At 57.5% G+C, this 14,929-nt stretch carries 16 protein-coding genes; 8 read left to right on the forward strand and 8 right to left on the reverse strand.

The features are described 5' to 3' along the window. Positions 1 to 1,005 (forward strand): endonuclease/exonuclease/phosphatase family protein, encoded by a 1,005-nt coding sequence (locus AC2FGB_RS09540; protein WP_142636815.1) that lies wholly within the window; start codon positions 1 to 3, stop codon positions 1,003 to 1,005. 37 nt (positions 1,006 to 1,042) lie between these two features. Further along, positions 1,043 to 1,414, forward strand: coding sequence for a hypothetical protein (locus AC2FGB_RS09545; RefSeq protein WP_496693827.1), 372 nt, complete (start codon positions 1,043 to 1,045; stop codon positions 1,412 to 1,414). Positions 1,415 to 1,417: 3 nt separating this feature from the next. Here the strand turns inward: AC2FGB_RS09545 and AC2FGB_RS09550 are convergent, their stop codons facing one another. The 5 genes from AC2FGB_RS09550 to AC2FGB_RS09570 form a co-directional block, all read right to left on the reverse strand. Continuing rightward, positions 1,418 to 2,962 (reverse strand): Ppx/GppA family phosphatase, encoded by a 1,545-nt coding sequence (locus AC2FGB_RS09550; RefSeq protein ID WP_496693826.1) that lies wholly within the window; start codon positions 2,960 to 2,962, stop codon positions 1,418 to 1,420. A gap of 49 nt (positions 2,963 to 3,011) precedes the next feature. After that, positions 3,012 to 3,701 (reverse strand): P-loop NTPase family protein, encoded by a 690-nt coding sequence (locus tag AC2FGB_RS09555; protein ID WP_281972741.1) that lies wholly within the window; start codon positions 3,699 to 3,701, stop codon positions 3,012 to 3,014. Further along, positions 3,702 to 4,775, reverse strand: a complete 1,074-nt coding sequence (locus tag AC2FGB_RS09560; protein WP_142636822.1) for an AI-2E family transporter — start codon at positions 4,773 to 4,775, stop codon at positions 3,702 to 3,704. Positions 4,776 to 4,866: 91 nt separating this feature from the next. Then, positions 4,867 to 5,841: an isopenicillin N synthase family dioxygenase gene (locus AC2FGB_RS09565; RefSeq protein ID WP_496693825.1), complete on the reverse strand. Its 975-nt coding sequence runs from the start codon at positions 5,839 to 5,841 to the stop codon at positions 4,867 to 4,869. Further along, positions 5,841 to 7,205, reverse strand: a complete 1,365-nt coding sequence (locus tag AC2FGB_RS09570) for an FAD-dependent oxidoreductase (protein WP_271949472.1) — start codon at positions 7,203 to 7,205, stop codon at positions 5,841 to 5,843. The genes AC2FGB_RS09565 and AC2FGB_RS09570 overlap by 1 nt, the downstream gene beginning before the upstream one ends. Positions 7,206 to 7,372: 167 nt before the next feature. Between AC2FGB_RS09570 and proS the strand changes: the two genes are divergently transcribed. Beyond that, a complete protein-coding gene (proS, locus tag AC2FGB_RS09575; protein ID WP_496693824.1) occupies positions 7,373 to 8,713 on the forward strand; it encodes a proline--tRNA ligase in 1,341 nt (446 codons plus the stop codon). Then, positions 8,697 to 9,587: a glycosyltransferase family 2 protein gene (locus AC2FGB_RS09580; RefSeq protein WP_496693823.1), complete on the forward strand. Its 891-nt coding sequence runs from the start codon at positions 8,697 to 8,699 to the stop codon at positions 9,585 to 9,587. The genes proS and AC2FGB_RS09580 overlap by 17 nt, the downstream gene beginning before the upstream one ends. On the opposite strand, the gene AC2FGB_RS09585 is transcribed toward AC2FGB_RS09580, so the two are convergent. Next, positions 9,584 to 9,943: a hypothetical protein gene (locus AC2FGB_RS09585; RefSeq protein WP_496693822.1), complete on the reverse strand. Its 360-nt coding sequence runs from the start codon at positions 9,941 to 9,943 to the stop codon at positions 9,584 to 9,586. The two genes, AC2FGB_RS09580 and AC2FGB_RS09585, sit on opposite strands and share 4 nt — an antisense overlap. Positions 9,944 to 10,190: 247 nt before the next feature. Here AC2FGB_RS09585 and AC2FGB_RS09590 point away from each other — a divergent pair, with 247 nt between their 5' ends. From AC2FGB_RS09590 to AC2FGB_RS09600, 3 genes are all read left to right on the forward strand, one after another. Beyond that, positions 10,191 to 11,273: a DUF6492 family protein gene (locus AC2FGB_RS09590; RefSeq protein ID WP_496693821.1), complete on the forward strand. Its 1,083-nt coding sequence runs from the start codon at positions 10,191 to 10,193 to the stop codon at positions 11,271 to 11,273. Positions 11,274 to 11,336: 63 nt separating this feature from the next. Beyond that, positions 11,337 to 12,632 carry a lipoprotein-releasing ABC transporter permease subunit gene (locus AC2FGB_RS09595; RefSeq protein ID WP_496693820.1) on the forward strand — a complete coding sequence of 432 codons (1,296 nt, stop codon included), beginning with the start codon at positions 11,337 to 11,339 and terminating at the stop codon, positions 12,630 to 12,632. Continuing rightward, positions 12,625 to 13,311: an ABC transporter ATP-binding protein gene (locus AC2FGB_RS09600; protein WP_496693819.1), complete on the forward strand. Its 687-nt coding sequence runs from the start codon at positions 12,625 to 12,627 to the stop codon at positions 13,309 to 13,311. Before AC2FGB_RS09595 ends, AC2FGB_RS09600 begins: the two co-directional genes overlap by 8 nt. Here the strand turns inward: AC2FGB_RS09600 and AC2FGB_RS09605 are convergent. Continuing rightward, the gene (locus AC2FGB_RS09605; RefSeq protein WP_271949483.1) at positions 13,295 to 13,732 is read right to left on the reverse strand and encodes a DMT family transporter; all 438 of its coding nucleotides are present in this window, start codon (positions 13,730 to 13,732) and stop codon (positions 13,295 to 13,297) included. The genes AC2FGB_RS09600 and AC2FGB_RS09605 overlap by 17 nt on opposite strands. A 91-nt stretch (positions 13,733 to 13,823) precedes the next feature. Here AC2FGB_RS09605 and AC2FGB_RS09610 point away from each other — a divergent pair, with 91 nt between their 5' ends. Continuing rightward, positions 13,824 to 14,228, forward strand: coding sequence for a c-type cytochrome (locus AC2FGB_RS09610; protein ID WP_496693818.1), 405 nt, complete (start codon positions 13,824 to 13,826; stop codon positions 14,226 to 14,228). A 3-nt stretch (positions 14,229 to 14,231) separates the two neighbouring features. Here AC2FGB_RS09610 and AC2FGB_RS09615 read toward each other — a convergent pair whose 3' ends face one another. Beyond that, positions 14,232 to 14,918 carry a hypothetical protein gene (locus AC2FGB_RS09615; protein ID WP_271949488.1) on the reverse strand — a complete coding sequence of 229 codons (687 nt, stop codon included), beginning with the start codon at positions 14,916 to 14,918 and terminating at the stop codon, positions 14,232 to 14,234. Positions 14,919 to 14,929: the final 11 nt, after the last annotated feature.

A 14,929-nucleotide genomic window follows, 5' to 3' on the forward strand; every position in this document is an offset into this window, starting at 1 on the left:
ATGCGATTGGCAACCTACAATATTGAATGGTTCGCCAATCTCTTCGACCGGCAAGACCGTTTGATCGTAGATGACAGCTGGTCCGGCAGATACAATGTCACCAAAGCTGAACAGATCGAGGCCATCGCAAAAGTGCTGACGGCAATCGACGCGGATGCCGTACTGATTGTTGAAGCTCCGAATACTGGTAAGACGCAGAACACCGTGCGTGCGCTGCAAGGGTTTGCCGAAGCGTTCGATCTCCGCATAGGAAACGCGATCATGGGGTTTCCGAACGATACCCATCAGGAACTTGCGTTTCTTTTCGATCCTCAGATCCTGTCATTGCGCCATGATCCCAAAGGAAACAAGGAGGGAAAAGGGGCTGCCCCTCGTTTTGATGGCGTGTTCAAGATCGACCTGGATATAGATGCAACCGAGGATCATGTGCGCTTTTCCAAGCCGCCAATGGAGTTGTCAGCGCAAACGTCAGGCGGGGCGACGTTTCGACTGATCGGAGCGCATCTGAAATCCAAAGCCCCGCATGGGGCAGAAAGCCGCGATGAGGCGATCCGGATATCCATCGCCAATCGACGCAAACAGCTTGCACAGGCTGTCTGGTTGGGGCGGCGAGTACAGGCACATATTGCGGCTGACGAGCATGTCATCCTTTTGGGCGATCTCAACGACGGGCCGGGCTTGGATGAGTTTGAAAACCTGTTCGGACGCTCATCTGTCGAAATCCTGTTGCAGACCGGTCTGTTCGATCCGCATGCGGTGATGGCAAACGAGGCTGAACCCGAAATCTTACCCTCGTCCGCGCGCTTTGTTCGCCGCGACAGGGCTGATCATCTTGAGGCGCTGTTGGACTATGTCATGATCAGCGAAGGGCTGCGTGTTAAGCGCCCGAAATGGCGCATATGGCATCCTTTCCAGGACCCTGCATGCTATGCCTCGCGGGACCTGCACGAGGCGCTGCTGACAGCCTCGGATCATTTCCCTGTCACGCTGGATATTGATCTGTGACCTTTCATCGCCGGCGTGGGCGACTTATATCTGAAGCATGAAAAAGTTCATTTCAATATGCGTGGTCACAGCGGCCATGGGCGTTCCGGCACAGGCAGAGGACGACACAGGCAAATCCTTGATGGAACAAGGGGCTGAGTTGTTCTTTGAAGGGCTGCGTCAGGAAATGGAACCCGCGCTTGAAGATTTGTTGGGGCTGGCAGATCAATTCGGCCCCGCGATGCAGTCGTTTTTTGAGGAAATGGGACCGGCCCTGGCGGAACTGGCCGCCGAAGTACAGGACTGGAGTGTTTATGAGGCTCCGGAATTCCTGCCGAACGGGGATATTATTATCCGCAAAAAGCCGCCCGAGCCCGAGGTTGAGCCGGAAAAACCCGAAAATGAGCCCGAAGGCGAGATTGATATCTGAGGGTCAGCCTTTGATGATCAAGCGGGGTTCGGATTTCAGCGTGCTTGCCAATGAGTTCAGTCGTGCTTCGGCCACTTCGCTAAAGAGAGGGGCTGCGGCTTCGGGCAAAATCAGCTCTAGCTGACGTTTTTTAGGGTATAGCCGAAGCGTGCCCATCGTGGCTTCGTTCTGCATCCACAGCATTGCACCAAAGCGCATGGCTTTGCCCAGAATCTCGGCCTGTTCCTGATCTTTTTCGCCCAACAAGTCATAGAGAGGGGTAAACCGGTTGCCCTCACGCTTGTTGCGATACCTGTGCTGCAGGGCCAGCCCGATATAAACCCGTTCGGAATGCTTTAATCCGCCCAAGTTGGCGCGAGTTACGTAATCAAAGCAGGTTTCAGCCCGGTAATCCGGATGGGCGCGCCAACTGACATCGTGCAAAAGACACGCAGCCTTGATCAGCCTGACCCGCGCGGCCGGCGCGGATTTGAACAGAGGCATGACGAATTCGAACAGATGTTTGCCAAACCCGGGCAGGCGGGCATCTTTGGCTTCGGAAAAATAGCTGGCTTCGATCAGAGGGTCACGATCGCGCAGGATTTGTGGCATCTGTTCGTAAAGCAGGCCTTCGCGGATGCCATAGCTGGAAACGGCAATGTCCTTGGGTTTGAACGTTCGCACCAGTCGCGCAAGCACATCCATCGCATAAGGGATCAGCGCCATCCGAGAACCCGAGACGCCTGCCAGACTGCGCAGTTTTTCCGGGTCACCCTTTTCGATGAATTTGATGGTTTGATGCACCTGCTTCGTCGTCATCCGATATTCATGCAGCACGTTCAGGGGATATCCCCGGCGCAGCATGTCGAGCCTTGCAAAGGCCCGCCAGCTTCCGCCCACCAGAAACAGACGATCGCGCTGAGGGCCCATCTGGTCGCGCAGGTTTTCCATCGTCTCCTTGATTTGCGCCTTGCGCGCGCGACGACCGCCCTTGATATCCCGCAGCTTCAGCGGACCTAGGGCCGACGACAGGCGACGACCAACGTCTCCGCCACCGATCTCGGCCAGCTCCATCGAGGACCCGCCGATATCACAGATCAGACCATATGCACCGGGCCAGCCCAGTAAAACGCCCTGAGCGGACAGGCGTGCCTCTTCCCCGCCGTCGATGACCGAGACCGTCAACCCGGTTAGCGCTTGAACTTCGGCGCAAAAATCCGGGCCATCCTTGGCCTCTCGCACGGCGGCGGTGGCCACGACGTGCAGCCCCGGCAGACCCAGATCGTCTGACAGCCGGGAAAAACGCTTCAACGCAGCCAGGGCACGTATCCTGCCAAGCGGGTTCAGGCGGCCGGTCTCGGACAGGCCCGCGCCAAGCTCGCACATGACTTTTTCATTGTAGAAATAGGCAGGCGATCGCGCCGCACCATCAAAGATCACCATCCTGACCGAGTTCGACCCTACATCAACAACGCCGACGCGCGACAGGGCGCGGGCCTCGGGGTTGTCAAACAACGGCTTTCCGAAAGGTCCCCAGTCGGGAATGTTGGTATCTACGGCTTGATCCATATCTCGTCCAGATATTCCAGGCTTAAGATGCGAAATCACCGGGGACGGGTCAATCGCTGGTTTCGGCATCTTCCAGTTCCGCACTCAGTACTCGTACGGCCAGAGCCCGCGTGATGTCTCGTTTCTCAGACAGCGCCAGTTGATCCAGCAGCGCCACAGTGCTGGCGGCGGTTTCGAAACGGCGATCCATATGTTTGACGAGGTAAGCGATGACCTCGGGTCCGGGGTTCAGCTGTCGGTCTACGAACAGTTTGGCCAGCACGGCGCCCAGTAGCGCGTCATCGGGCGGGTCCAGCGCAACGTGATGTGCGCCTTCGATCCTGCTTTGCAGGTCAGGCAAGGGCAACTGCCAGAAATTTGGCGCCAGGCGCCCGGTCATCAACAGGGCGTGGCCTTCTGCCAACACAAGATTGTGCAAATGGAATAGGGTTTTCTGCTGGTCGATATCGCCAGCAATCATGGGGACATCTTCCACTGCGATCGGTGTTTGGGCGAGGTCAGGAACCTCGTCGTGCTTAATCTGCGAGGCTTGCACAATGCGACCACCGGTCTCGGCCGCCCACACATGGGCCAGATGTGTCTTGCCCGCGCCTGCAGGACCGCTGAGCACCAGTTTATTCCCCGGCCATGAGGTAGCCGAGATCATGGCCACGGCCAGCGCATTTGCGGGCGAGACGAAAAAATCCTCGCGCCCCAGCGCAGTCTTGGCCGGTAGATCAAAGCTCAGCTGTAGGGCCATTCAATCGTCTTCCTGGTCCAAACCCACAAGGCCAGTATACAGACGGCTATCCAAATAGATCGACGTGGCAAAGCGCGCCAGAACGCCAAGTGCTGCGGCGACCGGGACGGCGATCAGCATCCCGACAAATCCGAACAGGGCGCCAAAGACCGACAATGCCAGCAACAGCCAGACCGGGTGCAACCCGACCGAGCTGCCGACGAGCTTTGGCGTCAGAAAATTGCCCTCGGCCACCTGACCCAATGCAAAGACCGCTGCGACCAGCCCAATTTGCGTCCAGTCTCCCCAGAACTGGAAAAGTGCCAAACCAATGGCCAGTGAGCCCCCGATCAGGGCGCCCAGATAAGGGATAAACGTGACCAAGCCGGCGATGAACCCAACGACCAGCCCGAACTGCAGTCCGACGGCCATCAGCGCGACGGCGTAATAGGTGCCCAGGATCAGGCAGACCGTGCCCATTCCACGTACAAATGAGGCCAGAACGCTGTCAATCTCACCAGCCAGCCGCTTGATGGTGGGGGCGTGGTCGCGGGGCAAAAGCTCTGCGATACGAGCAATCATGCGGTCCCAGTCCAACAGCATGTAGACGGTGACCACTGGGACAATCACCAGCAGAACCACCACGTTGATGGCTGATCCAAGCGACGCAGCGACAGATTGCAGGACATCACCAGTTTTGGACTGAAGCGTCTCTCCCAAGGACACCAGAAACTGGTGCGTGTTGGATTCGCGGTCCAAAAGCGACGGGAATTGCTGTTCGATAAACCCTCTTAGCTGCTTGAGAAGGCTGGGCATAACCTCGACCAGGTCGATCAACTGGGTGATCAGCGCCGGAACGACCATCAGGATAAGCAGTACGAAACCCAAAACGCCGACAACCGTGATTACCCCGGTAGCGGCCATGCGGGACAGGCCCAGCTTTTCAAGCCTATCCGCAACAGGATCAAGGAAATAGGCAATCGCGCCACCGATTACAAAGGGCAGCAATACATCGCCAAGTGCCCACAACAGCAGTACAATAACCACTGCGGCGATGCCCCAGTACCTGAGTTGATCTCTTACCGGCAAAGCCATGGCTGTCCCCTTGTTTCGGCACGTCCAAATGTTCTTGGCGTATGCGGCCCTACGATGCAAGCGCTTCATGACCCGCCAGAATCGCGCGGGGCTAGTCGCTTAACGTGCCCAGTTCAGGGGTGGCGTCATGCGCTGTTTCATCGGGCCAGTTGGTGCGCCAGATTTCAGCCGACCAATGGCCGCAATGCACGGATGGCCTGTCAAAGCCGGGCAGGGGCGGTAAAAGCGGTTCGACAACCACATCATGACGCGGCACCGCGAAATATGGGAAGGAATAGCGTTCTTTTCCCGACCGGTTGACCACCCGGTGCGGCGTGGATTTCAAGCGCCCACCTGACCAAAGCTCCAGCATGTCACCGATATTGACGACGAACCCACCCGGCGGGCAGTCGGGGGTTATCCAGCCTCCGTCACGGGTCTGAACCTCAAGCCCGCCGACCGGGTCCGGGGCGATGATGGTCAGCGCATCCGTGTCTTTATGCGGGTGGATGCCGTACCCGGCCTCGTCCGGGGCCTGAGGGGGGTAGTGCAACAAGGTCATATTGGTCATGGGGTCGCGGAACGCAGCGCGCAGCTGGTTCGCAGGTAGCTTCAATCCCATCTCCAGCGCGCCCAGCAGCATATGCGCGACACCGTCCAGCTTTGACCAGTAATCCAGAATCACTGCCTGTGCCCGTGGAACATGGCGGGGCCAGATATTTGGGCCATAGAGGGCACAATCTCGGCGGATGGGCGCATCCAGGTCCACCTGATAATGCAGCTTGTAGCCTTCGTATTTATCCGCTTTGCCCAACCCGTCATTCGGGGTGAAAAACCCCATCGGGATAAAACCGCGATAATTCTCGCGTGTGATCGCCTGATCCCATTTCGCATCATCGTCGATGTCGAAAATCGCCCGGACGCAAGTGCGCATGTTGTTGACGGTATCCCGCGAAACGCCGGTGCCGGTAATCGACAGGAACCCAATCCGGGTGCAGGCATCCATGACTGCCTGAACGGTTGCGTTGAAATCGGGGTGACTGGAGTCACCCAGCGGAGCAATGTCGATTGTTGGGATGTGGTCCATCAGCGTATCCTCACGCCTTGCCGTGCCAGTTCTTTATGCACCGGGGCAAGGTTCAATTTATCGAGGTCTTGGTTGCTTTTGAGTGAAAGCGCCGCAGCAATCCCCGCGCCCTGACCCATGACCGCACAGCAAGCCATGTTGCGCGTCGCCGCATGGGCAACCCGGTCCGCCCCATGTGACCGGCCCGCGACCAGCAAGCCTCTGATCCCTTTGGGCAGCATCGACCGATAGGGGATATGCATGTACCGACCAGTCGTGGGCAGGATCAGAATGCCATAGCCGTCGATGAATTCGGGATAGATGCCGATGGTGTCTTCGAACCGGCCCTGATGGCGGGCGTCATCCTCGGTCATGTTGTACACCGCGTCGATCTTGCGGGTGTCGCGGATGCCGATGGTCATCCCGAAATTCCGCAGCCGGGCGTTCTCACACCCGGGCATGAACCGGCGCAGCGCCTCGATGGCGAGCATTGACTGACGCCGCCCTTCGATCTCACCGCGGGTCATGCTGTCGGGATCGGTGCCATCGATCTCGGCCAGATGAATCAGGTTCATATAGGTCAGCTCACCGGTGTCATGCATCGCGCCCCAAGTGCCCGCGATGGTGTTCAGATGTGCCGGGATCAGCCCCTGATCAATCGCCTGCTGGAACGGTTTGTGCACAAAGGGCGAGTACATGTCGTCCTCTTTACCGCTAGTCTCAATGTTCCATTCGCCGCCACCGCCCCAATCCTTATAGGTCTGGGGGTCGGCCTTTACGCCTTCGATAAAGGCGCGCTTGTCGACGCCCGCCAGATGGAACATGACCGAGGCCGCCATCATGTCTTCGCGTGCGGTCTTGTGCGTGGGCGCACCGGCGCGATGGGCGACATCTGCGTCCCCTGTAGCGTCAATGACAACCTTCGCCAGTATCGCCTCGCGCCCGGCTTTGGATTCGGTGATGATGCCGGTGATCCGGTCGCCGTCCATGATCGGAGCCACGAATTGCCGGTGCAGCATCGGATGCACACCGGCCTCTTCGATCAGTTTGTCGGCGACCAATTTGAACCCTTCGCTGTCCAACTCATAACTCAGCGACTGACTTTCTGGCACCGCCGCACCCATTTCCTTGGCGCGGGTTTCGAACTCCATGCCGATGCCGCCAGCCTCGACCGTTTGCTCGTGGCGATACCAAGCAAAGCCTTCAACGCCGACAGCAGTGATATTGCCGCCCATGCAGCCGAAGCGGTCGACCAGCGACACTTCGGCCCCGGCTCGTGCGGCCGCCAGCGCTGCGGCCAGACCTGCAGGGCCAGAGCCTACGACAAGAACATCTGTGCTGTGCACAACCGGGATCTGACGGGCGGGTTCTTGAATGGTCTGCATGGGCGCCTCGGTGACTTTACATTGCCGCCACATTTGACGCAGCTGACTGGCGGGTCAATCAAAAAACCGACAGGCCCGTGGTCGTAAAATCCCAATGCGTGATTGCCCCCGGCGGGGCTTTGGCATAATCACCTTTGAAGTCGAATTTTACCTCTAAAGGTCAAGCCATGCGCCTCAGCCGTTACTTTCTGCCCGTTCTCAAGGAAAACCCCTCCGAGGCTCAGATCGTCAGCCACCGGCTGATGCTGCGCGCGGGCATGATCAAGCAGGCCGCTGCTGGGATCTATTCCTGGCTCCCGCTGGGGTTCAAAGTTCTGCGCAAGCTGGAAAACATCGTGCACGAAGAACAGGCGCGAGCGGGTCACATCGCCATTCAGATGCCTGTCATGCAATCGGCAGATCTGTGGCGCGAATCCGGACGTTATGACGACTACGGCCAGGAAATGTTGCGAATGAAAGACCGGCATGACCGGGACATGCTTTTTACCCCGACTGCCGAGGAACTGGTGACCGACATTTTTCGGGGTCATGTCAGTAGTTACAAGGACCTGCCGCTGACGCTCTATCAGATCCAGTGGAAATTCCGCGATGAAATCCGTCCGCGTTTCGGCGTGATGCGGGGCCGCGAGTTCTATATGAAGGACGGTTATAATTTCGACTTGACCAAAGAGGATGCGCTGCACGCCTATAACCGCCACCTGGTTACATATCTGCGCACCTATGAGCGCATGGGCTTGCAGGCGATCCCGATGCGCGCCGATTCCGGCCCAATCGGTGGCGACGATACGCATGAATTCCTAGTTTTGGCTGAAACCGGCGAGTCTGAGGTATTCTATGACAGCGCCGTCACCGACCTGACATTTGGCGACCGTCAGATTGACTATGACGACCGTGATCAATGTCAGTCTATTCTGGAAGAGTTCACTTCAAAATACGCCCGCACCGACGAGACGCATGACGAGGCGCTGTTCAATCAGGTGCCGGAAGATCGGCGCCGCGTGGCGCGCGGGATCGAAGTTGGCCAGATCTTTTATTTCGGCACAAAATATTCCGAACCTCTTGGGGCAACCGTTCAAGGCCCCGATGGCAAACCGGTTCCGGTCCATATGGGTAGCCACGGCATCGGTGTCAGCCGCTTGGTTGGCGCGATCATTGAAGCCAGCCATGACGACAAGGGCATCATCTGGCCAGAGGGCGTGACCCCGTTCCATTGCGGTATCGTGAACCTGAAACAAGGCGATGACGAAGCGGACGCAGCCTGTGAAAAACTCTATGCCGCGCTGACCGTGCTGGGGTTGGAGCCACTTTATGATGACCGTAACGAACGGGCAGGCGGTAAATTCGCCACGATGGATTTGATCGGCCTGCCTTGGCGGATCACGGTCGGCCCGCGCGGCCTGAAGAACGGTGTGGTGGAACTGACTTGCCGCCGCACAGGCGAAAGCGAAGAGTTGAGCCCCGAAGCCGCCGTCACCAAGATCGCCGAGATCTATGAGCGCATTGCCTGAAACCGACACGCCGCTGATCTCGGTCATCACGGCGACATATAACCTTCTGTCCCAAGGGCGGCAGGACAGTTTCCGCGAAGTCATAGCCTGTATGGCCCGGCAGAGTTGCGACCGGGCCGAACATATCATTCAGGATGGCGCATCGAATGACGGCACGGTGGCGTTTCTGGAAGAGCTGACGGCAGGTGCACCACGAACGCGCGTGATCAGCGCGCCTGATACTGGCCTGTATGATGCCATGAACAAAGGCGCCGAGGCTGCACAGGGTGAATATCTGCTGTTCCTGAACTCGGATGACTCGTTGGCATCGGATGGCATTTTGAACACCCTTGCCGACCAGCTTGCCGAATCTCGACCGGATTTCCTGTATGGCTCGACCCTGCGCAAATACGAGGACGGTTCGGAAAGTCGGGAAAAGCGCATGTCGCTCAAAGCGATCCTGCAGCGGATGCCGTTCTGCCATAATTCGGTGTTGCTGCGGCGGGATGTGTTTCAGGCGCTTGGCGGGCATGACACGCAGTTTCGGGTGGCTGCGGATTATGACCTGATGCTGAGGCTTGTCGCTACCGGATATCAGGGAGAGCGCACGGATGAGCCTGTTTCCATGTTCTGGGGCAGGGGCGTAACCAGCGACATTGTCAAAACCGCCGAGGATTATGCCCGTGTCTGGGTTCAATTCTATTCAGGTTTCAATGCAGCGCGGACCCTGACCCAACAGGATTTCTTCCGGTTCTACCGCCGCGGACACATGCCTGCCAATCTGATGATCGAATTACTGCGGCGCCCAGATACCCCAGACGGGATCAAACTGGCGGCACGCCATAGCCTATGGAAAACGGCCCGCCGATCCGTACAGTTTTGGCGGCGCTATTAGTGGCCTGCCGCAGTCGGTCGGACGGATAGCAGATCACCATCAGCCTCGGATCCGCGTGGAACAACGATCGGACGGCCCAAGCGATTGACCAGGTCCTTAAATTCGAACCCCAGAAAGCGTATTCCGCAAACACGGTCGCCAGTCATGCGATCGGTGATACATAACCGCCCCTGTCGAAACGCCAAATGGTACCCTTTATCTTTCAGGATATCCGTCAGATTGCCCCAGCTTGCGGCACCGGAAAATATCGGGCGTATCGCCGCGCGCAGCAGTGCTGCGGTCTCGCAATCAATTTCTGTAGATAGTTTCCGGGCCGAAATTGCGCCCGGTAGTTCTGTTTCAGTACGAATATTCATGAGCGACCCCCGCTCTGGAAATGAATTCCCCCACAAAGTAGGGTGACAAAGTTTCTTTAAATAATCAAAAAGCGAAATAATATTGCGCCTAAAATGTTGCATTTTGAGTGCAGTTTCACCCTGAATGCTCACATTGACTTCATAGCTGAAACAATGCGGTGCTGTCTGTGAAGGGCTTCACAACCAAGGGTATAATGCGGCATGTGGAAATCATCCGTATTTTGAAAAACCCCGACCTGATTCGCCGATGGTTGAATTTCTTGCGGAATTGGATCACCTGCAATTTGCTGATACACGGGCCGAAAATCACAAAAGGATCCACGGTTTGCTGAGCTTCACAACCGTCGTCTATTCCAAAGACTTCCCCTTGCTTGAATTGCAGGCATTGTCTTTTGCCCGATTTGTTGACCCTGATCAGGTCGGCTCGATCCGGGTGATCATGAACGATGTGGACGAACCGGCACTGCGCGCGATGGTGGAACCGATTTTGGCTTCTTACGGTCCGTTGCGACCCAAAGTTGAAGTCCTGAGCGGCGATGACGTTTTGCTGGCTCCTGGGCAATGCGCGCGCCGGTCGATCTCGGACAGGATATTGGTCGAAAACCGATACCGCATTCCGGGCGCGCGCAAGGGTGGATGGCGTGGCAACAACGGATACCGGACACAGCAGGTGTTGAAATTGGGATCTGCTCGGGCTGCCTCGACAGAAAACATTGTGATACTGGACACCAAGAACCTGTTTCTGCGCCCCTTTCAGGAGGCCGAGTTTTTCTCGGACAGTGGTGCGGCGCGGATTCCGTTTATCGGTGTGAACAGCGATTATCACAGACGCTGGCTGGAACAGAGCTTTGATGCGCTGGGCGCGTCGATACCGGAAACGGACGGCCTGCAGACAACAAATTTCGCAACGCCTTATCCTGTGCGCCGGTCGCTGATCCTGGATCTGCTGCAAGAGATAAATGCGCGCCACGGATCGGTTCAGTCGCTATTTGCCTCTCGCAGACGCCCGTCTGAGTTTATGTTGTTGAATGCATTTTGTCTGAAATCCGAAGTCGGTTTTGCGCCTTGGTTCGAACCCTCGGGAAACACTAGCATAGGGCTGTGGCCATCCTTTTCGGCGCAGAAACTGACCGATGAGCTTTCCCGCCTGGACGATCCGGAAACTCTGACCCTAGGCTTGCATAACAGAGCGCTTTACAAGCTGCCCGCCGACATTCGAAACCGGGTGTTTCACGAGCTGGAAAGCCGCGGTATCTGCGATCGTTCCATCGCCGAGGCCGCCTTGAACAGAACCGCTGCTTTGACGGGGCAAGTCGAAGTGGGCGGATAACCGGCTTGACCCCCGGTCGAATTGCCGAGAGGGTCGCCACAAAACAAAACCAGCGGAGCAGACATGGCCAAGACACCACCGCCATTTGCGCTTTTTGAGTGGAAAATCGCTTGGCGATACCTGCGTGCGCGCCGTGCTGAAGGTGGCGTCAGCGTGATGACATGGATTTCGCTGATCGGGATTACCCTGGCAGTGTTTGCGCTGATCGCCACATTGGCCGTCAGGTCCGGTTTCCGGTCCGAATTTGTCGGAACCATTCTGGGGGCTAACGCCCATGTGACCGTGTATTCATCGGGTGAGTTCACTTCGCAGGGGCAGGTCGATCGCACTATTGCGGATTATACGGACATGGCCGACCGGATCGCTCAGGTTCCAGGCGTTCAGCGTGCAGCACCTTTGGTGAAAGGTCAGGTTCTGATCACCAATCGCGACCGCAGCAGCGGGGTTGAGGTATTTGGCATCCAGCCCGAAGATTTGCTGGAACTGCCAGGTGTCGCCGAAAGCGAACAGGCGGTTGGTGATCTGTCGATGTTTCAGAACGGCCAGGACGTCATTGCCATAGGTTCAGGTGTCGCGCGCAGCATCGGGGCGACGGTGGGCGATACCATCAAGCTGACCTCGCCCAATGGGGTGAAGACCGCGTTTGGCACCTCTCCCCGGGTGAATGCCTATCAGGTGGTTTATGTGTTTTCGGCCGGGCGTTATGACATCGACCGGACGCGGGTCTATATGCCCTTCGAACAGGCGCAGGGTTTTTTCAACCGCGAGGGCGTGGCCGATGAGATCGAGGTCATGGTCGACCGCCCCGAAGAGTTGACGCCGATCCTGATCCCCATCCTTGAGGCCGCAGGTGAGCGCAGTCAGATCTGGACATGGCAGGATGCCTCGGGCGGGTTCCTGCGTGCGCTTGAGGTGGAAGACAATGTCATGTTCATCATTCTGTCGATCCTGGTTCTGATCGCCGCGATGAACATCGTTTCGGGTCTGATCATGCTGGTGAAAAACAAGGGCCGAGACATCGGCATCTTACGCACCATCGGGCTGAGCGAAGGCTCGATCCTGCGCGTGTTCTTTATCTGCGGCGCGTTTACCGGGATCATCGGCACTGGGTTGGGCGTGGTGCTGGGCTGTCTCTTTGCGATCTATATCGACCCGATCTTCAGCTTTGTGAACTTTGTAATGGGGGGCGGTGTTTGGGATCCGTCCATCCGCGGTATTTATGCGCTTCCAGCTGAACTGCATCTGTCGGATGTGCTCAAGGCTGTTGGCCTATCTCTGGGCCTGTCATTTCTGGTCACCTATTTCCCCGCCCGTCGCGCGGCGCGGCTGAACCCTGTTGAGGCGCTGCGCTATGAGTGATGTAATGATGCGATTGGCCGGTCTGACCAAGACTTATCTCAAAGGTAAGCCGGGTGAGGTTCAGGTATTGCGCGGTGTCGATTTGGACCTGCGTGCGGGCGAGGCCGTGGCTCTTGTGGCGCCCTCTGGTGCCGGTAAGTCGACGCTGTTGCATATTGCCGGATTGTTGGACACACCCGACACAGGATCGGTTGAGGTCGTGGGCCAGAACGTGACGGGGAAAGGTGATCGCACACGTACTGCCTTGCGGCGGCAGGATGTCGGCTTTGTCTATCAGTTCCACCATCTGTTGCCGGAATTCACCGCGCTGGAAAATATCACACTGCCGCAGCTGGCCAATGGCGTGTCCGAAAGGGCAGCCCAGGAACGGGCGATGTCCCTTCTGGATCATGTCGGCGTCGCCGCGCGCGCCGATCACCGGCCGGCCGCCCTGTCTGGCGGTGAGCAGCAACGCGTGGCCTTCTGCCGCGCATTGGCCAACAAACCTCGGGTTCTTCTTGCGGATGAGCCGACAGGCAATTTGGACCCTGAAACCTCGGATCAGGTTTTTGACGCATTGATGGCTTTGGTGCGGAACGAGGGGCTCTCGGCTCTGATCGCCACACATAACATGCAGCTTGCCGCCCGGATGGACCGAACACTGAGGCTGGACGGAGGCGCGCTTAGGCCAGTTGAGTGATGGCAACGCCTGCAGCCATCACTGCGATACCGCTTGCGCGAACCCATGTCAGCGGGGTGACCTGCGCGCCAAACAAGCCGAAGTGGTCGATGGCTGCAGTGCTGACGAGTTGCCCAAGAAGGACAAAGAACACCGCGTTGCCGACCCCAAAATGTGGCGCAACATGGGTGATTGACAGAACATAAAAGGCGACAAGCACACCGGCCAGAAGCAGGTGCTTGGGGGCATCGGCAATTTTTGAAAGGGCTCCAAAGCCGGGAAAAACCACCATCAACGCTGCACTTGATGCAAAGGCTATCGCAAACAGGACCACAGCCGCTGTTGTTGGCGACCCGATCAATTTGCCCAATGCGGCATTCAACGCGGCAAGGATCGGAACCCCAATTCCAGCCACAAGCATAATAGCAGCATATTGTGTCATGCGGTTTTCCTATTGCCTCGTTGATCTGGATCATTGCGCCAAGCCTAGGCACGGGCAAGCCTGAAAATGTCAAATCTGACAGGAGGATGTGATGATCAGACAGGCAATAGGGGCGCTATCGATAGCGGCGTTTGTGACGGCGTCTCAGGTCAGCGCGCAGGATACAGATACCGGCGCCGAGCTGTACCAGCATTATTGTGCAACCTGCCACGGGATCGACGCGACGGGATATGGTCCAATGGCAGGCGTCCTTGTTATTCAGCCAACTGACCTGACGCGGCTTGCAAGCAGCGAAGGGGTATTCCCGACCGCTCGTGTTGTGGCGCGCATAGATGGACGAGACCCGCTGGTCAGCCATGGCAGCCCGATGCCAGTCTATGGACCGTATTTCGAAGGGCAGGATACGGCGATGAAAACACCAGATGGGCAGCCGATCCTGACCAGCCAGCCGATCGTGGATCTGGTGGCTTATCTGCAGACGCTGCAGGCCGACTGAACGTCACCGACAGATTCCTTCGATCTCGGCATCGGCCCAGGGGATGACCACTGCGCTTTCACGCTTGTCACCACGTAGCGGAGCCAGATCGAAATGTGCGCCCAGCATCTCGTGCAGACGTCTGGTGCGGGGTGCCGAAGGATCCAGCGCCCGGCAACAAATGTATTCCTCGACAATGGCGCCCTGCTGTTCGAACCCATAGGACAGGAAATCAGGCGAGCTCTCCAGATCGAATTGGTAGGGGTCGCTGTTGCCGCCATGCTCGGCTGCGGCGCGCAGCGGGTGATATCCGGTTTTCTTGCGGTTTTGCCATTGCCAGACATGGGTCAGTTCATGACCCAACAGCATCGCCGCGATCAGGCTCATCCGATCCGGGAATTCGGACATGTAGTCGTCCAGATACCAGTCCCGCGTGAAATAGACTTTGTTGAATAGGGCCACCGCTGCGGGTTTTGCGGTCACGATACCTTCCTGCGGGGCGGGCAAAATGCGTTCGCGGCAAGCAAGGCGTGACCGATCTTTACGATAGAAAGTTATTGGCGCAACTGGTGCGCCTTCGACCAACCGCACTTTGTTGAGTTTCAGCGTATCACCCTGAAGTGTGCGGGTAAAAGCAGCCTCCTGATCAGTCAGGGGGCGACCGCAAGCGGTGAATACCAAAAGGGACGTCATCAAAATGAGGCGCAACATGACAAAAAATC

The sequence above is a fragment of the Ruegeria sp. CDSC021 genome, assembly GCF_059610845.1.